The organism is Aureimonas flava (genome assembly GCF_003583935.1).
Lineage (GTDB): Bacteria > Pseudomonadota > Alphaproteobacteria > Rhizobiales > Rhizobiaceae > Aureimonas > Aureimonas flava.
In genome coordinates this window covers 195,047-214,144 of the sequence record NZ_QYRN01000003.1, presented here as the reverse complement: position 1 = coordinate 214,144, position 19,098 = coordinate 195,047, and the positions used below count along the sequence as shown (strand labels likewise).

The following is a 19,098-nucleotide window of genomic DNA, read 5'->3' as shown; positions in this document are numbered from 1 at the left end:
TTTGCCGTTCGGCCATCGGCATGCATACCTGGCCGTTGGACGGCAGGATATGGACGCGCGCCATATCTGCTATTTCTTTACGCTTGCCGGCTATGCATGCCTCGTTTCGTGCATTGCATCGCATGTGGCTACGATGGCATTCAATTCCGGCACGACCCCGGCTTCGGTCGACCGCCCCTACGACGACGTCGACCGCGCGCGGTGCCCCGCGCCCGGTGCCGGTTTCGAGCAGATCGCCGCCGCCTCGCCGGACGGCATCCTCGCTACGGACGCGAACTACGTCATCCTGGCCTGGAACGCCGGCGCCGAGCGTCTGCTGGGCTATAGCGCGGGCGAAGCGGTCGGCCGGTCTCTCGAACTCGTCGTGCCGAACGTGGCCTCCGCACCGGCAGACCGCCCGGTCTGCCTCCGGGCTATCCGCAGGGACGGCGTTCAGGTCCCGGTCGAGCTGTCGCTGTCGCGGTGGACGGAGGGTGGCATGCCGCGCCTCGGCGCGATCCTGCGCGACGCCAGCGAGCGGCACCGCGCGGAGGAGACCCTTCGCAACGCCGCCATGATCGACGCGCTCACGGGCCTGGCCAACCGCGCCAGTCTCGACGCCCACCTCGCCGAGATCGCCGAGGCGGAACGGAGCGTCACGCTGCTTCTGATCGACCTCGACGGGTTCAAGGAGGTCAACGACACCTTGGGTCACCTTGCCGGCGACCTAATCCTTGCGGAAGTCGCCCGGCGACTGCGCGCCCACATCCTTGCGGGGCATTTCGTGGCGCGCATGGGGGGCGACGAGTTCGTGGTCCTGATCGAGGGCGTCGCCAACCCCATGGACGGGGTCTGGCTCGGGGAAACGCTGATCGACGCGATCGAGCAGGCGATAACGATCGACGACGCGATGGTGACCGTCAGCGCCGGCATCGGCGTCGCCTGTTCGGCGAACGGCTCGCTTCCCGCCGAACTCCTCGCCGACGCCGACCTCGCGCTCTACAAGGCCAAGCGCGGCGGGCGCGGGCGCACGCAGCTCTTCACGTCCGACCTCCGGCTGCGGATCATGGAGAAGGGGCTGGCCCGTGCCGAACTCGCCTCGGCCTGGGCCGGCGGCCAGTTCGAGCTGTACTATCAGCCCCAGGTCATGCTGGGCGACGGCAAGCTGTGCGGCGCGGAGGCGCTTCTGCGCTGGAACCACCCCGTGCGCGGCGTCCTGGCGCCCGGCGCCTTCCTGCCCCTGCTCGAGACCGACGCGCTCGCCATGTCGGTCGGCGCCTGGATCATCGACGAGGCCTGCCGCCAGACGGCCGAATGGCGCGCCACGGTGTTTCCCGGGTTCCGTGTCGCGGTCAACCTCTTCGCGCTGCAGTTCAAGTCCGGCGACATCGTGTCCGAGGTGACGCGCGCTCTTGCACGACACGACCTCGCCCCGGACGCCCTGGAACTCGAGATCACCGAGAACACGATCCTGAAATCCGACGAGCGGATCCTGAGACAGCTCAATCGCCTGCGCGACCTCGGCGTCGGCCTCGCCTTCGACGACTTCGGCACGGGCTTCGCCTCGCTCAGCATGCTGCGCCACTATCCGGTCAGCAAGATCAAGATCGACCGCTCCTTCGTCAGCGGCGCCGACGTCTGCCAGAAGGACCGGTCGATCACGCAGGCGCTGGTGCACATGGCCGACGGGCTCGGCATCGAGGTCATCGCCGAGGGCATCGAGACGCTGGAGCACCACGCGCTCATGCTGTCCCAGGGCTGCGGCATGGGGCAGGGCTACCTCTACAGCCGCCCGGTCACGGCGCGCACCTTCCATGCGCTCAGCCGCTACGGCGATCAGGATCGACGCGCGGCGGTCTGATCCTCGTCGTCCGGCCGCGCCAGCCCCCGCGCGAGCGTCGCCCATACGCGCTCGTCCGACATCTGGGCCGCGTTGAAGCGCATGAACGCGCCCGCGCCGCCCGACGGGCTGAACACGTCGCCGGGCGCCAGGATCACGCCCGCCTCGGCGGCGAAGCGCGCCAGTGAGGCCGCGTCGCGCCCGTCGGGCAGCTCGCACCAGAGGTTGAAGCCGCCGCGCGGAACGGTCCACGGCCGGAACCCGATCTCCTCCAGCCGCCCGCCCACGTCGCGCCGCGCGCGCGCCAGACGGCGGCGCAGCGCCTCCATGTGCCGGCGGTAGCCCCCGCCGGACAGGGTCTCGTGCACGATCGCGGCGGCGAGCGGACCGGCGGCCGCGAAGTTCGTCGCGATCTGGAGGTCGATCAGCCCCTCGATCCAGTCCGACCGCGCCGCGACGTAGCCGCAGCGCACGGAAGCGGACAGCGTCTTGGAGAAGGAGCCGATGCGCAGCACACGCTCCAGCCCGTCGAGGGTCGCGAGCCGGGGCGACGGCTCGGGCTCGAAGTCGGCGAAGATCTCGTCCTCGACGATGGTCATGTCGTGGGCGGCCGCGGCCGCCAGGATGCGGTGCGCGACGGCCGGCGAGAGGCTCGCACCGGTCGGGTTGTGGATCGCCGCGTTGGTGACGTAGAGGCGGGGACGGTGCCGATCGGCGAGATCGGCGAAGCGCACGGGGTCGGGCCCCGCCGGCGTCATCGGCACACCCGCCACCGCGACGCGATGGGCGGCCAGCAGGGCGCGGAAATTGAAGTAGCAGGGATCGTCCACCAGCACCGTGTCGCCGGGGCGCAGCAACAGGCGGCACACGAGGTCGAGCCCCTGCGTGCCCGAGGCGGTGAGGAGGACGGCGTCGGGACCGACGTCCAGCCCTTCGGCTGCGAACTGCCGGGCGAGCAGTCGGCGCAGGGGAAGCGATCCCTGCGCCGTCCCGTAGTCGGTCAGCACCGCCTCGGGCGCGCGGGCCGCCCCTCGTAGCGCCCGCCGGATTGCCTCGGTCGGCAGCCAGTCCGCGGGCAGCCAGCCGCAACCGGGTTTCAGCGCGGCCGGATCGGCGTCCAGCGACTGGCGCGACACCCAGAACGGGTCGATCGCCCGCTCCATGCGTCCACCCGGCGGGGCCAGCGGCAGGGGCGCCGCCGTGCGCGCCACGAAGACGCCGGAGCCCGGCCGGGCGCGCACCAGGCCCTCGGCCGCCAGCCGCTCGTAGGCCTCGGCCACGGTGGAGGGCGACACACCCATGCCGGCGGCAAGGCCCCGGATCGAGGGAAGCCGGTCGCCGGCGACGAGCGCGCCGGCTGCGATCCGGCCCCGGATCGTCGCCATCACCGCGCCGGTACGCCCACCGCGTGCTCCCTTCTCCATGGACCGCCCCATCCGTACTGCCCTGCGAACCCATACGGTTCGGCTCGATCGTACGGCGGCGTCGCTGGCCGCGCCAGGGGGCGGCGCGTATGCGTCGGGCGTTCGGAAGGAGTGTCGGGATCCATGCGCAATTCGATGCCGGGCTGGGGCAGCGGGCTCCTCGGGGTGGTCATCTTCAGCGGGTCGCTGCCGGCGACGCGTCTGGCGGTGGGCGGCTTCTCGCCCCTGTTCCTGACGTCGGCGCGTGCCGTGATCGCCGCGGTCCTGGCCGTGTCCTTCCTTGCCGTCCTGCGCCAGGGCCGGCCGGCCCGCGCCGATCTTCCGGCGCTGGCCGTGGTGGCGCTCGGCGTCGTGGTGGGCTTTCCGCTCCTCACCGCGCTGGCGCTCCAGCACGTGACCTCGGCCCATTCGATCGTGTTCATCGGCCTGCTGCCGCTCGCCACCGCCCTGTTCGGCGTGTTGCGAGGCGGCGAGCGGCCGAAGCCGGCCTTCTGGCTCTTCGCCTGCGCGGGCGCGGCGCTGGTCTGCGGCTTCGCGCTCCATCAGGGCGGCCGCGCATCGCTGCACGGAGATCTCCTGATGGTGGCGGCGGTGCTGGCCTGCGGGCTCGGCTATGCGGAAGGCGCCGGCCTTTCGCGGCGCCTCGGCGGCTGGCAGGTCATCTCGTGGGCGCTGGTGCTGGCCCTGCCGCCGATGGCCGTGCTGGCGCTCCTGACGATGCCGGCGGGATGGGGAGCGATCGGCGCGCCGGCCTGGGCGGGCCTTGCCTACGTGTCGGTGTTCTCGATGCTGGTCGGCTTCGTGTTCTGGTATCGCGGCCTGGCGCTGGGCGGCATCGCGGGCGTCGGACAGTTGCAGCTTCTCCAGCCGTTCTTCGGCCTCGGTCTGGCGGGCCTGCTCCTCGGCGAGCCCGTGGCGCCCGGCATGGTCGCGGCGACGCTCGGCGTGGTGGCCTGCGTCGCGGGCGCGCGCCGCTTCGCCTGACGACCGCCGTCAGGCGCCGATGCGCCGTTCCGGCGCCGCATCCGCCGCGCCGGGATGGTTGGCGGCCGTCAGGACGCGCGCGTCGGCGCGCTCCGCCGGGGCGAGCTTGAAGGTTTCCACCGCCCAGAGCGCCGCGTCGCGGCGGCGGTCGCCGTCGAGCGCCCGCTCCAGGTGGACGGTGCGCCCGTCGCGCGGGTCCAGCCGGTAGATTCCGGTCCAGTCGCCGTGGAACACCAGCCAGACCTCGCCCGGCCGCCGCGCGTGGCCGGTGCCGGGATGACGAGACAGGCCCAGGAAACGGCGCTCGACGCCGGTGCCCGCGAGCGGGTGCGACGGAAGGGAGGGCTGGAACGGCATGCATGTCTCCGGCGGCTGCGACTGGATCGATGCGCAAGACATGGCGGGGCTCCGTTTGGTTGCCGCTTCGGCCACATCCTCCTTGCGGAGCGCCACCTTGCCCGGACGGCAGGTTGGCGTTGGACAACGGTCCAACTCTTGATGCTGGGGCCGACCTAGCATTTCGCGCGAAGCGTTTCAACTCGCCGCCTCGCGTCCGCATCACTTGACCGCGAGGCGCGCTGCGGCAGACTGCGGCCCGTTCGCGGCAGGAGAGCGAGGCGACCATGACGGATCTCAGGATCGGCTGTCAGACCTATACGTGGGAAATGCTGGGCGACGGCTTCGCCGGCGGCGCGGACGACCTCCTCGACGCGATCGCGGCCGGCGGCTACGAAGGCATCGAGATCACCGACGCGATGATCGGCGCCTACAGCGGCGCCCCCGACGCCTTCGCGCGGGCGCTCGAGGCGCGCGGCCTGACGCTGGTCTCGCTCGCCGTGGCCTCGCGAAGCGGGTTCACGGAGGCCGGGGAGGTGGAGGCGGATGTCGAGACGGCGCGGCGCTGGATCGACTTCCTGGCCCGCTTCCCGAAGGCGGTCCTGTCGATGGGCTCGGCCACCGTGATGTCGGACGGGCCGAGGGAGGCCAAGTTCCGCGTGGCGGCGGAGGTCTACAACCGCGCCGCCGCGCTCGGCAGCACGATGGGCGTCGGGGTCGCGGTGCATCCGAGTTCCCACCACGACACGCTGCTGTTCAGCCGGGCGGACTACGATGCGCTGTTCGCGCTGCTGGACGCCGAGACGGTCGGCTGGGTGCCCGACACGGGCCATATCCTGCGCGGGCGGATGGACATGCTCGACACGCTGCGGGCCCATGCGCCGCGCATCCGCCATCTCCACCTCAAGGACGTCGACGTCGACGGCACCTGGGCCATGCTCGGCCACGGCGCCTGCGACGTCGGAGCGGCGGTGGAGGTGGTGCGCGCCGCGCCGCGCTTCACCGGCTGGGTGGTGCTGGAGGAGGAATCGGACGATGCCGCCGCCGACCCGGCCGGAGCCGTCCGCACCAACCGCGAGACCCTGCGCCGGCTTCTGTCCTGAGGGCGCGGGCGGAGCGGCAAGCCTGCCGCAGGGTTCGGGCATGCGGCGCCTTGCTGCCGCCATGCCGCTGCCCTATCGAGCGGTTCCACGACAACGACGGTGCCGCCGCGTCCGGCGCGCTTCGCCCCTGGACGCTCGCCCGATGACCGAACGCTCTTCCTCCACTGGCCTGCGCCCGCCCAAGCTTCGCGGTGTGGAACACCTGTTCGCCGCCGCCGGCTATTCGATCAACGGCGGCCGGCGGCTCCTGCGCGAGCCGGCGTTTCGGCACGAGATCCTGTTCGGCGCGGTGCTGATCCTCGTGCTAGCGATCCAAGGCGCCTCGGCGGCGGCTTTCCTGATCCAGCTCGTGCTCCTGGCGATCCTGGGCGCGATCGAGGCGGTCAACACGGCGATCGAGCTGATCGTCGATCGCGTTTCGCCGGAATTTTCCGCCTTCGCCAAGCATGCGAAGGATCTCGGCTCCTTCGCCGTGTTCTGCCTCCTGGTCGCCAATGCCGCGTTCTGCGCGGCGGTTCTGTTCAAGGACTCGACGTCGTTCCTCTGACGCTCCCCGCGCGCAGGTGCTTCGCCTCCGTCCGGCAGCGGTCGGAGCAATAGAGCACCTCGTCCCACGTGCGCGCCCAGGCCTTGCGCCAGACCATCGGCCGGCCGCAGTGCCGGCAGGGCTTTTCCGGCAGGTCCGCCTTGCGTCGCATCTTCGCCATCGGGTCCTCGCTCGGTGGGGAGTGGGAACCGGAGCGACGGGGGCGTGGTTCCGCCCGCGCGCCGCGACGCGCGAACACGGAAGGACGCCCATGTTGCCATCGCTGCGAAGCGGCTATCGCGCTCTGGTGTTCGGTGCCGGCGGGGGCATCGGCGGCGCCCTTGCCGCGGCGTTGGAAGCGGACGCGCGCTGCGCCGGCGTCGCCGGCCTGTCGCGCCGGGACGGGTTCGAGCTCGAGGACGAGGCTTCTGTCGCGGCGGCGGCCGCACGCTTTGCCGAAGGGGAGTTCGACGTCCTGCTCGACGCGACGGGCGCCCTCCGGATCGACGGCTACGGCCCCGAAAAGGCGCTGCGCGAGATCGATCCGGCCGGCATGGCGCGCCAGTTCGCCGTCAACGCCATCGGCCCCGCTCTGATCCTGAAGCACTTCGTGCCGCTGCTGCCGCGCGGCAGGCGCTCGCTCTTCGCGACCCTCAGCGCGCGGGTCGGCTCGATCGGCGACAACCGCCTGGGCGGGTGGATCTCGTACCGGGCGGCCAAGGCGGCGCTGAACCAGATCCTGCGCACCGCCGCGGTGGAGGTCGCGCGACGCCGGCCGGAGGCCGTGCTGGCGGCGTTGCATCCCGGCACCGTCGCGACGCCGCTTTCCGAACCGTTCGCCGGCACCCGCGACCGTCTGGACCCAGCAGACGCGGCGCGCAGGCTTCTCGTCGTGCTGGACGGCTTGCCGGCCGAGCGCAGCGGCTGCTTCGTCGCCTACGACGGCCGGCCGATCGAGTGGTGACGCGTCAGTCCCGGGCCTCGGCCTTCGCCAGCTTCTCCACCGTCGCGACATAGGCGTCGGCGTCGAACTTCTTCAACGTGGCCGGGCCGAGATAGCGGATGCTGCCGAACACCGGGCGCGATCCCCAGGGGCGGTCGTGCAGGCCGAAGAGCCAGGCGACGTTGGTGAAGGAGTTGGCGTCGCGCCCGTCGAGGAAGTAGCGGTTGTTAAGGCGGAGCGCGGTGCGGAAGGCGGCCTCGGGCGATTTCGACCATTCCACGATCTTCTTGCCCCAGTACATGCGGAGCTGGTTGTGCATGAAGCCGGTCTCGCGCATCTCCCGCATCGCGGCGTTCCAGTAGGGGTCGTGCGTCTCGCCGGCCGCGAGCTGCTTCTCGGAATAGACGTGCTCGCGCTTGTCGCCCGCATGCTCGCCGAGCGTCTTCCGGCACCAGTCCGGCACGCAGGCGTAGTCGTCGTAGCGTTCCTCGTAGAAGACGTGGTTGATCGCCAGCTCGCGCCGCACGATCAGCTCCTCCAGATAGGATGCCTTGTCCTCGTCGCCGCCGGTCTTCGCCTCGCGCACGGCGAGCGCGATCTCCAGAGAACCGATCTGCCCGAAATGCAGATAGGGGCTCATGTGCGAGGCGGCGGCGGCCTCCGGCTTGTTGCGGTCCGCGCCGTAGGTCGCGAAGGAGCGGCCGAGAAAGGCCTTCAGCCGCTTGCGCGCCTGGCTCTGGCCGCCGCGAAAGCGCCGGACGGCGCCGATCTCCGGATCCACCTTCATGGAGGCGACGAGCTTGGCGGGATCGGACAGGTCCAGGCGGCTCGCCGGCACGTCGGCGCGCTCGTGGCGGCGCACCCGCCGATGCGACAGCGGCTGGAGGAACTCGTCCCACAGCCGGTGGATCTTGGGGCGCAGCGTGCGTGCGGCGTATTCGTGCTTGGGCGAGGCGGTCTCGACGGGGACGACCACCTCCGTCTCCACCTGGTGCAGCGGACATTCGATGGCCTCGGTCAGTTGCCGGCGCCAGGCCTTTTCGATGCGCAGGTACCCCCGGTCGCATACGACGAGCGCCGCCTTCTTCGACAGCGCGAGCGCCACCTCGTCCGGGCTGCCGAGCGCGCCGTGGAAGGTGACGTGACGCTTGGCGAGGTCGGCCTCCACCTCCGCCAGGCCCTCCACCATGAAATGGTAGTGGCGCGCGTTGCCGTCGGGAAAGGCATCGATCATGCCGAACACGCAGGCCAGCGGCAGGTCCAGTTCGTTGGCCCGGTCGATGGCGTATTCCAGCGCGTGGTTGCCGTGCACGCGCTTGGCCGCCTGCATCCAGTAGAGGACGTAGGCGCCGCCCGTCCTCGGCTCCCTGTCCTTGAGGATGCGGATGCGTTGCGGCTGGATGGTCATCGCACGGCTCCCCCGGGCCCCGCACGGGCCGGCCACGATCGACGCGCGCGCTTGCGCACCTCGTGCGTGAGGTTATGGGGCGGGGCGCCGCTTCGTCAGCGGCCGGAGCCGGCGTTGCGACCGCGTGGCGCGCCTGCCGTGCGTCGGCTGTCGGGAAGCGGAAGCGCAGGGAGCCGATCGCGTCGCGTCCCTGCGTGGGATGGCAGCGGACGCTGTCGCGATGGCAGTGGCGAGCGGAAGCCATGCGCGATCGACGCTTTCGGCGCCGCCCGCAAAGCTGCTAAGGGGTCGGCGTGAGCGATACGTCCCCCTCCGTCCGAAGCGCCGTCTACGGCGCGCCGTCCCCCGATCTCGTCGCGGTGGCCGACGATGCCGTCCAGGTGTCGCCGCTGCGGCCCGGCGCGCTGGCGCTGGAGAGCCTGCCCGACGCGTCGCTGGAATCCTTCGCCCTGGCCGCCCCGGCGGCCTCGATCGAGCGTCGCCACGTGCTGGCCCACGCGTTGCGGGTCCTGGCGCCCGGCGGCACGCTCTCCGTCCTCGCGCCCAAGGACCGGGGCGGGCAGCGCCTGCGGGAGGAGCTGGAGGGCTTCGGCTGCGCGGTGGTCGAGCGCTCCAAGGCGCGCCAGCGCATCTGCACGCTGGCGAGGCCCGAGACGCTGTCGGGCATCGGGGAGGCGATCGCGGCGGGGGCGCCCGCGCTTGTCGAGGAAACGGGTCTGCACTCGCAACCGGGCGTCTTCTCCTGGAACCGCGTCGATCCCGGCACCGCGCTCCTCCTGCGCCATCTGCCGCCGCTGTCGGGGCGCGGCGCCGATCTTGGCGCGGGGCTCGGCATCCTCGCGCGGCATGTCCTCGCAGCGCCGGTAGTGGAGGCGCTGACGCTGGTGGAGATCGACCGGCGGGCGGTGGCGGCGTCGCGGCTCAACGTGGACGATCCGCGCGCTCGTTTCCTGTGGGTCGACGTGCGCTCGTCCGGGCTGGCCGATCTCGATTTCGTCGTGTCCAATCCGCCTTTCCACGCCGAGGGTGTCGAGGATCGCGGATTGGGGCAGGCCTTCGTCGCGGCGGCCGCGCGGATGCTGCGCCGGTCGGGCACGCTGGTCCTCGTGGCCAACCGCCACATGCCCTACGAGGAGGGGCTGCGCGCCGCCTTCCGCAACGTCGCCGTCGTAGCCGACGAGGCCGGCTTCAAGGTCATCGAGGCGCGCAAGTGAGCAAGGTTCCCACCTCGCGTCTCGACAAGCTCCTCGCCAATCTCGGCTACGCCTCGCGCCGCGAGATCCAGCTTCTGGCGCGCAACGGGCGCATCCGGCTGGACGGCGCACCCCTTCCGCGAGCCGACGAGCGCATCGCGCTGACGCCCGATCTCGAAGCGCGCCTCGTGGTGGACGGCGAGCCGCTCGACCCGCTGCCGGGCTTCGCGCTGATGGTCAACAAGCCGCTGGGCGTCACCTGCTCGCACAAGGAGGCTGGGCCGCTCGTCTACGAACTCCTGCCCGCACGTTGGCGACGGCGCGACCCGGCCATCTCGACGGTGGGGCGGTTGGACAAGGAGACGTCGGGCCTTCTCCTGATGACCGACGACGGCGCGCTGCTCCATCGCATCATCTCGCCGAACCGGCACGTGCCCAAGCTCTATCGCGCCCGGCTGGCCCGGCCGCTGACGGGCGGGGAGGGCGCCCTGTTCGCCTCCGGCACGCTGATGCTGGAGGGCGAGGACAAGCCGCTCGCCCCGGCGGAGCTCGAGGTGGTGGAGCCCCGCGAGGCGCTTCTTCGCGTGCACGAGGGGCGCTACCATCAGGTGCGCCGCATGTTCGCCGCGGCCGGAAACCATGTCGAGGCGCTGCATCGCGAGGCGGTGGGCGACCTGCGCATGCCGTCCGACCTCGCGCCCGGCGAGGTCCGCCGCCTGACCGAGGCCGACCGCGCCGCGATCTTCGCCGCCGCCTGAGCGCGCGGCGAGCGCGGTTGACGCCGACGCGCGGCCGCACGATGTCACGCTGACGCCACCCTTTCGGGTTCTTTGTGGCGGGCAACACGAATCGGCATCGGATCGGAACACATGGCCGCAAGGCTTCGCAGAGCCCTGGCGGGCCTCCTGGTGCTCGGCCTCGGCGCCGGCGCCTATCTCGCGCTGGATCGGGGAAGCGAGCCTTCGGACGCCGCCGCGATGGCGCCCGCCGCGCGCGAGGCCGGGCCGGTGGAGCTCGCGTCCTTCGAGGTCGAGACCGTGGCCGAGCGCGACTTCGCCCGCACCGTTTCCGTGTCCGGTCCCGCCCGGCCCGTGCGCCGCGCCGTGGTGACGGCGGAGGTGTCGGGTCGGCTTTCCGAGGTGGCCGTCGAGGTGGGGGAGCCGGTCCAGGCCGGCGCGGTGCTGGCCCGCTTCGACGAGACGCTCCTGCGCTCGGCCCTGGCGGCGCGCGAGGCGACGCTGGAGGCACGACGCTCCGAGATTCAGCTGGCCGAATGGACGCTGGAGCGCCGCCAGCAGCTCGGCAATCGCGGCATCACCTCCGACGCCGACCTCCTGAGCGCGCGTTCGCAGCTCCTGAACCTCCAGGCCCAGGCGCGCGCGCTGGAGGCCGAGGTCGCCGACGCGCGCAAGACGCTGGAGGATGCCGTGGTCACCGCGCCCTTCGACGGCGTGGTCGCCGCGCGTGCCGTGGAGCCGGGGCAGACCGTGGGCGTCAACACCGAACTTCTGCAACTCGTGGACCTGTCCACCGTCGAGGTTGCGGCCAGCGTGCCGACCAGCCGCATCGGCGACATCGCGGTGGGTCAGGCGGCGCGGCTCCGGTTCGACGGCGCGGGCACGCGCGTCTTCGAAGGGCGGGTGTCGCGCATCGCGCCGGAGGCCGAGGCGGGCTCGCGGGCCATCGCTGTCTACGTGACCCTGCCCAACCCCGATGGAGCCATTCGCGGCGGCATGTTCGCCGTGGGCGAGATCGCCGTGGAGGCGATGGAGAAGGTGGTCGCCCTGCCGCCCGCGGCGATCCGGCGCGACGACGCGGGCGCCTTCGTGCTTGCGGCGCGGGATGGACGGCTGGCGCGCCGGGACGTTGAAACCGGGGCCCTGTTGCCGCGCGAGGGGCTGGTGGTGGTGCGCTCGGGTGTTTCGGCGGGCGACACCGTGGTGGTGGCGCCGCTGCCCGACCTGAAGGCCGAGACCGAGGTCACGATCCAGAGCGCCGACGGGAACTCGCGCGAGGGCCCGAACCCCACATGATCCTCACCCGCGTCAGCGTCGCCCACCCGGTCTTCGCCACGATGATGATGGCGGCGATCGTGGTGATCGGCCTGTTCTCCTACGGACGGCTCGGGCTCGATCAGTTTCCGGACGTCGAAATGCCGGTCGTGGTGGTCGCCACCACCTATTCCGGCGCCTCGCCCGAGGCGGTGGAGTCGGAGATCACCCGGCCGGTGGAGCAGGCGGTGAACACGATCGGCGGCGTCGATCGCGTGACCTCGCAGAGCTTCGAGGGCCGCTCGCTGGTGATCGTCCAGTTCACGCTGGAAACGGATTCGCGCACCGCCGCGCAGGAGGTGCGCGACCGCGTCTCGCGGCTGGAGGCGAGCTTCGTCGACGGTATCGACACGCCGCAGATCACCCGCTTCAACCCGGACGACCAGCCGATCCTGTCGCTGGCCGTCTCGTCCGCCACGCAGACGCTGCCCGAACTCACCGCGATCGCCGACCAGGTCGTCACCCGGCGGCTCAACGTCGTGCCCGGCGTCGGCCAGACCGCGATCGTGGGCGGCGCGGAGCGGCAGATCCAGGTTCTGCTAGACCCCGAGCGGATGCAGGCCTTCGGCGTGGCGCCGGCCGGCGTCATGGACGCGATCCGCCGCGAGAACCAGGACATCGCCGCCGGCACGCTCACCGCCGGCATCACCGGGCGCAACGTCACCGTGGAGGGGCGGATCGCGGACGTCGCGGGCTTCGAGCGCATCATCGTCGCGTCCGACGGCGGCGCACCGATCCGGCTGGCGGACGTGGCCACCGTGCGCGAGGGCGGCGCCGAACTCACGAGCCGCGCCAGCTACGGCGGCGTGCCGGCGCTCGGCGTCGACGTCGTGAAGGTGCAGGGCGCCAACACGGTGGAGGTGGCCCGCGCCCTGCGCGCCGAGATCGAGCGGCTGCGCCTCGAACTCGGTGCCCAGGGGGTCGATCTCGCCGTGTCGCGGGACAATTCGCGCGCCATCGCCGCGCAGGTCGCCGACGTGCAGCGAACGCTGGTGGAGGGCGCGCTGCTCACCGTGGCGATCGTGTTCCTGTTCCTCAACTCGTGGCGCTCCACCGTGATCACCGGGCTGACGCTGCCGATCTCGGTGATCGGCACCTTCGCGGTGATCCACGCCCTCGGCTTCACCCTCAACACGATGACGCTCCTGGCGCTGTCGCTCGCCATCGGCATCCTGATCGACGACGCGATCGTGGTGCGCGAGAACATCACGCGTCATCTCCACATGGGCAAGTCGCATCGGCAGGCGGCGATCGACGGCACGGAGGAGATCGGCCTAGCGGTGCTGGCCACGACGCTGTCGATCGTCGCCGTGTTCCTGCCCGTCGCCTTCATGGGCGGCATCATCGGGCGCTTCTTCCTCCAGTTCGGCGTGACCGTGGCGGTGGCCGTGCTGATCTCGCTCTTCGTCTCGTTCACGCTCGACCCGATGCTATCGAGCGTATGGTACGACCCGGCCTCGCGGCGCGATGCCCGGCGCGGGCCCCTCGGCCGCCTCGTCGCCCGTTTCGATCGCGGCTTCGAGCGCATGGCGGCGCACTACGCGGGCCTGATCCGCTGGACCTTCCGCCACCGCGTGGTGACGCTGGGCGCCATCCTCGTCACCTTCGGCGTCAGCCTGGCGCTGGTGCCGCGGATCGGCGCCGAGTTCGTGCCCGTCGGCGACCTCGGCGAGTTCACCGTGTCGATCGAGACGCCGGAAGGCTCGTCGCTCGACTACACGGCGCGCAAGGTGGCCCAGGCCGAGCGCGTGATCGCCGCGATCCCCGAGGTCGCCACCTACTATTCCACGGTGAACGCGGCCGCCTCGCGCGGCTTCAACTCGGCCAACATCGCCGTGACGCTGGTGCCGATCTCCGAGCGCTCGCGCGCCACCATGGCCCTCGCCGAACCGTTGCGCGAGCGTCTGTCGCGCATCGCCGGCCTCAAGGTCTCGGTGAACCAGCCGGCCATGGGCGGGGGCGGCGGCGGGGCCGACGCCAAGCCGCTCCAGGTCTCGGTGCTGGGCGACGGCGAGGCGGAGCTGAAGCGGCTGTCGGATCAGGTCATCGCGCGGCTTCGGGCCATTCCGGGCGCGGTGGAGGTCGAATCGACCATCGACGACGAGCAGCCGACGCTCGCCGTGCGCATCCGCCAGGAGGCCGCGAGCGACCTCGGCGTCTCGCTCCAGGCGATCGGCGACACGCTCCGTCCCCTGGTCGCGGGCGACGCCATCTCGGTCTGGAACGCGCCCGACGGCGAGACCTACGACGTCCTGGTGCGCCTGCCGGAGGCCGGGCGCGAACGCGCCGCGCAGCTTCGCGAGCTGCGCGTCGCCTCCGGCCGCCAGGACGCCGACGGCCGCCCCGTTCTCGTCTCGCTCGACCAGGTGGCGGACGTGGTGGACAGCGTCGCCCCGTCCTCCGTCAACCGGCGCGACCTCCAGCGCGAGGTGCGCATCTCGGCCAATGTCGAGGGGCGGGCGCTGGGCGAGGTCGTGTCCGACCTCCAGCGTGCCATCGCGACCATCGAGCTGCCGCCCGGCTATCGCATCTCCTTCGGCGGAGAGGCGCAGGACATGGCCGAGAGCTTCGGCTACGCGGTCCAGGCGCTGGGGCTCGCGGTGATCTTCATCTACCTGATCCTCGCCTCGCAGTTCGGCTCCTTCCTTCAGCCGCTGGCGATCATGACCTCGCTGCCGCTCTCGCTGATCGGCGTGCTGCTCGGGCTCCTGGCGACCGGGTCGACGCTGAACATCTTCTCGATCATCGGCTTCATCATGCTGATGGGACTGGTGACCAAGAACGCGATCCTGCTGGTGGACTATTCCAACCAGGCGCGGGCGCGTGGCGCCTCGCTGCGCGACAGCCTCGCCGAGGCCGGCCAGGTGCGCCTGCGCCCGATCGTGATGACCACGCTGGCGATGATCTTCGGCATGCTGCCGCTGGCGCTGGGCCTGGGCGAGGGCGGCGAGCAGCGTGCGCCGATGGCCCATGCGGTGATCGGCGGCCTCCTGTCGTCCACGGTGCTGACGCTGATCTTCGTGCCGGTGGCGCTGACCTATCTCGACGGCCTGGCGCGGCGGCTGCGCCCCTGGCTCCCGCGCTCGGCCGACGACGCACCGCCGGAGGCGACGTCGCCGGCCGAGTAGCCCGCAGCCGCGCCCGCCCGACGCCGGAGACCGGGGCCGGGCAACGGTTTGGTGCCTTGCCAGCGGGGGTGTCTTGCCCGCACATGGGCGGGCGTCGCGCGTCGCGCGGCGTGCCCGAGGGCGCCCCATGGGAGGACGGCATGCTTCGAACCGTTTCAACTTTTTCGCTGACCCTGGCCATCGGCATGGTCGCCGCCGGCGCGGTGCTCGCGGCCGATCCCGCGTCCTGCAAGACGGTGCGCATGTCGGATCCGGGCTGGAGCGACATCACCTCCACCAACGCCCTGGCGGGCGTCGTGCTGGAGGGGCTCGGCTACGATCAGTCCGTGGACACGCTGGCCGTGCCGGTCGGCTACCAGGCGCTCGCCAACCGGCAGATCGATGTCTTCCTCGGCAACTGGATGCCGGCCCAGACGAAGTTCCGCCAGCAGCTCGACGTCGATGGCAGCGCCGAGGAACTGACACGGAACCTGACCGGCGCGAAATTCACCCTCGCGGTGCCGAACTACGTGGCCGAGGCGGGCGTCAAGGACGTCAAGGATCTCGCGGTCAACGCCGACAAGTTCAAGAAGGAGATCTACGGCATCGAGCCCGGCGCGCCGGCCAACCAGAACATCCAGTCCATGATCGAGGCGCCGGGCTACGCGCTGAGCGGCTGGAGGCTGGTGGATTCGAGCGAGCAGGGAATGCTGTCGCAGGTGCAGCGCGCCGAACGGTCCAAGGACTGGATCGTCTTCCTCGGCTGGGCGCCCCATCCGATGAACAACATGGGCATCACCTACCTGTCGGGTGCCGACGAGTTCTTCGGGCCGAACTACGGTGGCGCCGAGGTCTTCACGCTGGCGCGCAAGGGCTACGGCGCCGAATGCCCCAATGCCGCGAAGCTGTTCGGCCAGATGGAGTTCTCCGTCGAGATGGAGAACCAGATCATGGCCGCGCTGGCGGACGGCACCGACGCCAAGGCGGCCGCGCGCGATTGGCTGAAGGCCAATCCGGGCGTCCTCGACACTTGGCTCGCAGGCGTCGAGACGCTCGAAGGCGAGCCGGGCCTGCCCGCCGTGAAGGCCAGCGTCGAGGGCTGATCGTCGCCAGCCCCGCTTGACGCACGGGGGTCGCCGCGGTCATTGCCGCGGCAGCCCCCGCATCCCCTTCGCGAGCGTTCCATGCTTCAGAGCCGGCCCAACTTCCTCGTCGTCATGGTGGACCAGCTCAACGGCACCCTGTTTCCCGACGGGCCGGCGCGCTTCCTCCACGCGCCCAACCTCAAGGCTCTGGCGGCCCGCTCGGCGCGCTTCGTCAACGCCTACACCGCAAGCCCGCTCTGCGCGCCGGCCCGCGCCTCGTTCATGAGCGGCCAGCTCCCGTCCAAGACGCGCGTTTACGACAACGCCGCCGAGTTCGCCTCGGACGTTCCGACCTTCGCGCACTACCTGCGCCGCGCCGGCTATCGCACGTGCCTGTCGGGCAAGATGCACTTCGTGGGGCCGGATCAGCTCCACGGCTTCGAGGAGCGGCTGACGACGGACGTGTATCCGGCGGATTTCGGCTGGACGCCGGATTACCGCAGGCCGGGCGAGCGGATCGACTGGTGGTATCACAATCTCGGCTCGGTCACGGGCGCGGGGGTCGCCGAGATCACCAACCAGCTCGAATACGACGACGAGGTCGCCCACCATGCGGGCGCCAAGCTGCACGACCTGTCGCGCCGGCACGACGACCGCCCCTTCTGCCTCACCGTCTCGTTCACCCATCCGCACGACCCCTACGTCGCGCGTCGTCGCTTCTTCGACCTCTACCGCAACGCGCCCGCGCTGCTGCCGGCCGTGCCGCGCATCGACTTCGCGGACCAGGATCCGCACTCGCAGCGGCTGATGATCGCGTGCGAGGACCACGCCTACCGGATCACCGACGAGATGGTCGCCCGCTCGCGGCAGGCCTACTACGCCAACATCAGCTACATCGACGAGAAGGTCGGCGAGCTGATCGGCATCCTGGAGCGGACGCGGATGCTGGAGGACACGATCATCCTGTTCGTGTCCGACCACGGCGACATGCTCGGCGAGCGCGGCCTGTGGTTCAAGATGAACTTCTTCGAGGGCTCGGCGCGCGTGCCGCTCATGGTCTGCGCGCCCGGCCTGCCGCCCGGCCCCTACATGGCGCCCGTGTCGACGCTCGACGTCCTGCCGACGCTCGCCGAACTGGCCGGCGTCGACCTGTCGGACGGGGCGGAGTGGCTCGACGGCGTCTCGCTCCTGGACACCGCGCGCCGGGGCGAGCGGGCGTCGGCGGTGCCGATGGAATACGCCGCCGAGGGGTCCGTCGCGCCCATGGTCGCGATCCGGCGCGGCCGCTGGAAGTTCACCCGCTGCGCCGCCGATCCCGACCAGCTCTTCGACCTCGAGACGGACCCGGCCGAACTCGTCGACCTCGCCGGCGATCCCGCCCACGCCGAGACCCTCGCCGGGTTCGACCGGGAGGCCGAGGCGCTCTGGGATCTTCGCGCCTTCGACCGCGACGTGCGCGCCAGCCAGGCGCGGCGGCTCGTGACCTACGAGGCGCTGCGCAACGGCGCCTACTATCCGTGGGACTTCCAGCCGCTGCAGCGTGCGTCCGAACGCTACATGCGCAACCACATGGATCTCAACGTCCTGGAGGATTCGCAGCGGTTTCCCCGAGGGGAATAAGCGCACTTCGTGCGTGTGGAAGGCGAAAAGCAAAGCCCTGATAAGGCTTTGCGACGTCATGGAACCGTCGTAGGTTCGACACGCGACTGTTGGTTCGCGCCGCTAGGAGGGCGGGGACGGACCGTGGCCATGAAGGCCCGGCGCTGGGAGACCTTTGCGATGACCAAAACCGCCGCCGCCGCGACCCTTGCGGCCGCCCTTTTCGTCTCGACCGCCGCCATGGCGCAGACCGAGATCCAGTGGTGGCACGCGATGAGCGGCGCCAACAACGACGTGGTCGAGCAGCTCGCCAAGGAGTTCAACGAGAAGCAGTCCGACTACAGGATCGTCCCGGTCTTCAAGGGCACCTATCCCGAGACGCTGAACGCCGGCATCGCCGCCTTCCGCGCCCGCCAGGCCCCGGCGATCATCCAGATCTTTGACGCCGGCACGGGCGTGATGATGGGTGCCGAGGGCGCGATCAAGCCGGTGGCCGAGGTGCTCGAGGCGGGCGGCCAGAGCTTCGACAAGTCGAAGTACCTGCCGGGCATCGTGTCCTATTATTCCAAGCCGGACGGGACGATGCTGAGCTTCCCGTACAATTCCTCCTCGCCGATCCTCTACTACAACAAGGACAGCTTCCAGAAGGCGGGGCTCGATGCCGACAACCCGCCCAAGACCTGGCCGGAGGTGTTCGACGCCGCCCGGAAGATCAAGGCGTCCGGCGCCGCTCCCTGCGGCTTCACTTCGACCTGGCTGACCTGGATCCAGACCGAGAACTTCGCCGCCTGGAACAACGTGCCCTACGGCACCAACGAGAACGGGCTCGCCTCGCTGGACGTCAAGCTGGAGGTCGACGCGCCGATCTTCGTGGAGCATTTCCAGGCGCTCGCCGACCTCGCCAAGGACGGCACGTTCCGCTACGGCGGCCGCACCTCGGAGGCCAAGCAGCTTCTCCTGTCCGGCGAATGCGCCATGCTGACCGAATCGTCGGGTGGCCTCGGCGACGTCGTGAAGTCGGGCATCAACTACGGCACCGGCCAGCTTCCCTACGACCCGAAGGGCAACGGCGCTCCGCAGAACACGATCCCCGGCGGCGCCAGCCTCTGGGTCTTCGCCGGCAAGTCGGACGCGGAGTACAAGGGCGTCGCCGCCTTCTTCGACTTCCTGTCGCAGACCGACATCCAGTCGCGCCTGCATCAGGTCTCGGGCTACCTGCCGGTGACGCTCGCCGCCTACGAGGCGACCAAGGCCTCCGGCTTCTACGAGAAGAACCCGGCGCGCGAGATCCCGATCCAGCAGATGATGGGCAAGGCACCGACCGAGAACTCCAAGGGCGTGCGCCTGCCCAACCTGCCGCAGGTGCGCGACATTATGAACGAGGAGTTCGAGGCCATGCTGAACGGCAGCCAGGACGCCAAGACCGCCATGGCCAAGATCGTGGAGCGCGGCAACGCGGCGATCGCCCAGGCCAACGGCCAGTAACCCACCCGTTCCAGGCGCCCCGCCGGCATCCGGCG

Annotated in this window: 16 protein-coding genes and 1 riboswitch; of the genes, 12 read left to right on the top strand and 4 right to left on the bottom strand. The window is 71.0% G+C overall.

All coding sequences use genetic code 11. The annotated features are described in order from the left end of the window. Positions 1-133 precede the first annotated feature (133 nt). Positions 134-1,840, top strand: a complete 1,707-nt coding sequence (locus tag D3218_RS06655; RefSeq protein WP_168990429.1) for a putative bifunctional diguanylate cyclase/phosphodiesterase — start codon at positions 134-136, stop codon at positions 1,838-1,840. Here D3218_RS06655 and D3218_RS06650 read toward each other — a convergent pair. Continuing rightward, positions 1,816-3,243 (bottom strand): aminotransferase-like domain-containing protein, encoded by a 1,428-nt coding sequence (locus tag D3218_RS06650; protein ID WP_119539127.1) that lies wholly within the window; start codon positions 3,241-3,243, stop codon positions 1,816-1,818. The genes D3218_RS06655 and D3218_RS06650 overlap by 25 nt on opposite strands. A 123-nt stretch (positions 3,244-3,366) precedes the next feature. Here D3218_RS06650 and D3218_RS06645 point away from each other — a divergent pair, with 123 nt between their 5' ends. Further along, positions 3,367-4,227 (top strand): DMT family transporter, encoded by an 861-nt coding sequence (locus tag D3218_RS06645; protein ID WP_119539126.1) that lies wholly within the window; start codon positions 3,367-3,369, stop codon positions 4,225-4,227. A gap of 9 nt (positions 4,228-4,236) precedes the next feature. Here the strand turns inward: D3218_RS06645 and D3218_RS06640 are convergent, their stop codons facing one another. Continuing rightward, the gene (locus D3218_RS06640) at positions 4,237-4,584 is read right to left on the bottom strand and encodes a hypothetical protein (RefSeq protein WP_119539125.1); all 348 of its coding nucleotides are present in this window, start codon (positions 4,582-4,584) and stop codon (positions 4,237-4,239) included. A gap of 45 nt (positions 4,585-4,629) precedes the next feature. Further along, a riboswitch (SAM-I-IV-variant riboswitch) is annotated at positions 4,630-4,734 on the bottom strand. Between the two features lie 116 nt (positions 4,735-4,850). Between D3218_RS06640 and D3218_RS06635 the strand changes: the two genes are divergently transcribed. After that, positions 4,851-5,666, top strand: a complete 816-nt coding sequence (locus D3218_RS06635; RefSeq protein ID WP_119539124.1) for a sugar phosphate isomerase/epimerase family protein — start codon at positions 4,851-4,853, stop codon at positions 5,664-5,666. 142 nt (positions 5,667-5,808) lie between these two features. Further along, positions 5,809-6,213, top strand: a complete 405-nt coding sequence (locus D3218_RS06630) for a diacylglycerol kinase (RefSeq protein ID WP_210209648.1) — start codon at positions 5,809-5,811, stop codon at positions 6,211-6,213. On the opposite strand, the gene D3218_RS06625 is transcribed toward D3218_RS06630, so the two are convergent. Beyond that, positions 6,188-6,364 (bottom strand): DUF2256 domain-containing protein, encoded by a 177-nt coding sequence (locus tag D3218_RS06625; RefSeq protein ID WP_119539322.1) that lies wholly within the window; start codon positions 6,362-6,364, stop codon positions 6,188-6,190. The two genes, D3218_RS06630 and D3218_RS06625, sit on opposite strands and share 26 nt — an antisense overlap. Before the next feature lie 99 nt (positions 6,365-6,463). Here D3218_RS06625 and D3218_RS06620 point away from each other — a divergent pair, with 99 nt between their 5' ends. Next, entirely contained in the window at positions 6,464-7,156 is a 693-nt protein-coding gene (locus tag D3218_RS06620) for an SDR family NAD(P)-dependent oxidoreductase (RefSeq protein ID WP_119539123.1), read from the top strand. A 4-nt stretch (positions 7,157-7,160) separates the two neighbouring features. On the opposite strand, the gene D3218_RS06615 is transcribed toward D3218_RS06620, so the two are convergent. After that, positions 7,161-8,543, bottom strand: a complete 1,383-nt coding sequence (locus tag D3218_RS06615; RefSeq protein ID WP_119539122.1) for a deoxyribodipyrimidine photo-lyase — start codon at positions 8,541-8,543, stop codon at positions 7,161-7,163. A gap of 293 nt (positions 8,544-8,836) precedes the next feature. On the opposite strand from D3218_RS06615, the gene D3218_RS06610 reads away from it, so the two are divergent. The 7 genes from D3218_RS06610 (at position 8,837) to ugpB (ending at position 19,063) form a co-directional block, all read left to right on the top strand. Beyond that, on the top strand, positions 8,837-9,757 hold the full coding sequence (locus D3218_RS06610; protein ID WP_119539121.1) for a class I SAM-dependent methyltransferase: 921 nt from the start codon (positions 8,837-8,839) through the stop codon (positions 9,755-9,757). After that, a complete protein-coding gene (locus D3218_RS06605; RefSeq protein WP_119539120.1) occupies positions 9,754-10,494 on the top strand; it encodes a pseudouridine synthase in 741 nt (246 codons plus the stop codon). Before D3218_RS06610 ends, D3218_RS06605 begins: the two co-directional genes overlap by 4 nt. Positions 10,495-10,605: 111 nt before the next feature. Further along, positions 10,606-11,769: an efflux RND transporter periplasmic adaptor subunit gene (locus D3218_RS06600; RefSeq protein ID WP_119539119.1), complete on the top strand. Its 1,164-nt coding sequence runs from the start codon at positions 10,606-10,608 to the stop codon at positions 11,767-11,769. Beyond that, entirely contained in the window at positions 11,766-14,915 is a 3,150-nt protein-coding gene (locus D3218_RS06595; RefSeq protein WP_119539118.1) for an efflux RND transporter permease subunit, read from the top strand. The genes D3218_RS06600 and D3218_RS06595 overlap by 4 nt, the downstream gene beginning before the upstream one ends. A gap of 140 nt (positions 14,916-15,055) precedes the next feature. Next, positions 15,056-15,997 (top strand): choline ABC transporter substrate-binding protein, encoded by a 942-nt coding sequence (gene choX, locus D3218_RS06590; RefSeq protein WP_119539117.1) that lies wholly within the window; start codon positions 15,056-15,058, stop codon positions 15,995-15,997. An 81-nt stretch (positions 15,998-16,078) separates the two neighbouring features. Then, positions 16,079-17,599, top strand: coding sequence for a choline-sulfatase (gene betC / locus D3218_RS06585; RefSeq protein ID WP_119539116.1), 1,521 nt, complete (start codon positions 16,079-16,081; stop codon positions 17,597-17,599). Between the two features lie 159 nt (positions 17,600-17,758). After that, on the top strand, positions 17,759-19,063 hold the full coding sequence (gene ugpB / locus D3218_RS06580) for a sn-glycerol-3-phosphate ABC transporter substrate-binding protein UgpB (RefSeq protein ID WP_119539321.1): 1,305 nt from the start codon (positions 17,759-17,761) through the stop codon (positions 19,061-19,063). The last annotated feature ends 35 nt before the right edge of the window (positions 19,064-19,098 follow it).

Coding starts and splice junctions, on each gene's coding strand:
- D3218_RS06655 (WP_168990429.1), top strand. CDS start 134: ATGGCATTCAATTCCGGCACGACCCCGGCTTCGGTCGACCGCCCCTAC.
- D3218_RS06595 (WP_119539118.1), top strand. CDS start 11,766: ATGATCCTCACCCGCGTCAGCGTCGCCCACCCGGTCTTCGCCACGATG.
- betC (WP_119539116.1), top strand. CDS start 16,079: ATGCTTCAGAGCCGGCCCAACTTCCTCGTCGTCATGGTGGACCAGCTC.
- D3218_RS06640 (WP_119539125.1), bottom strand. CDS start 4,584: ATGCCGTTCCAGCCCTCCCTTCCGTCGCACCCGCTCGCGGGCACCGGC.
- D3218_RS06650 (WP_119539127.1), bottom strand. CDS start 3,243: ATGGAGAAGGGAGCACGCGGTGGGCGTACCGGCGCGGTGATGGCGACG.
- D3218_RS06600 (WP_119539119.1), top strand. CDS start 10,606: ATGGCCGCAAGGCTTCGCAGAGCCCTGGCGGGCCTCCTGGTGCTCGGC.
- choX (WP_119539117.1), top strand. CDS start 15,056: ATGCTTCGAACCGTTTCAACTTTTTCGCTGACCCTGGCCATCGGCATG.
- D3218_RS06615 (WP_119539122.1), bottom strand. CDS start 8,543: ATGACCATCCAGCCGCAACGCATCCGCATCCTCAAGGACAGGGAGCCG.
- D3218_RS06625 (WP_119539322.1), bottom strand. CDS start 6,364: ATGCGACGCAAGGCGGACCTGCCGGAAAAGCCCTGCCGGCACTGCGGC.
- D3218_RS06645 (WP_119539126.1), top strand. CDS start 3,367: ATGCGCAATTCGATGCCGGGCTGGGGCAGCGGGCTCCTCGGGGTGGTC.
- D3218_RS06630 (WP_210209648.1), top strand. CDS start 5,809: ATGACCGAACGCTCTTCCTCCACTGGCCTGCGCCCGCCCAAGCTTCGC.
- D3218_RS06635 (WP_119539124.1), top strand. CDS start 4,851: ATGACGGATCTCAGGATCGGCTGTCAGACCTATACGTGGGAAATGCTG.
- ugpB (WP_119539321.1), top strand. CDS start 17,759: ATGACCAAAACCGCCGCCGCCGCGACCCTTGCGGCCGCCCTTTTCGTC.
- D3218_RS06620 (WP_119539123.1), top strand. CDS start 6,464: ATGTTGCCATCGCTGCGAAGCGGCTATCGCGCTCTGGTGTTCGGTGCC.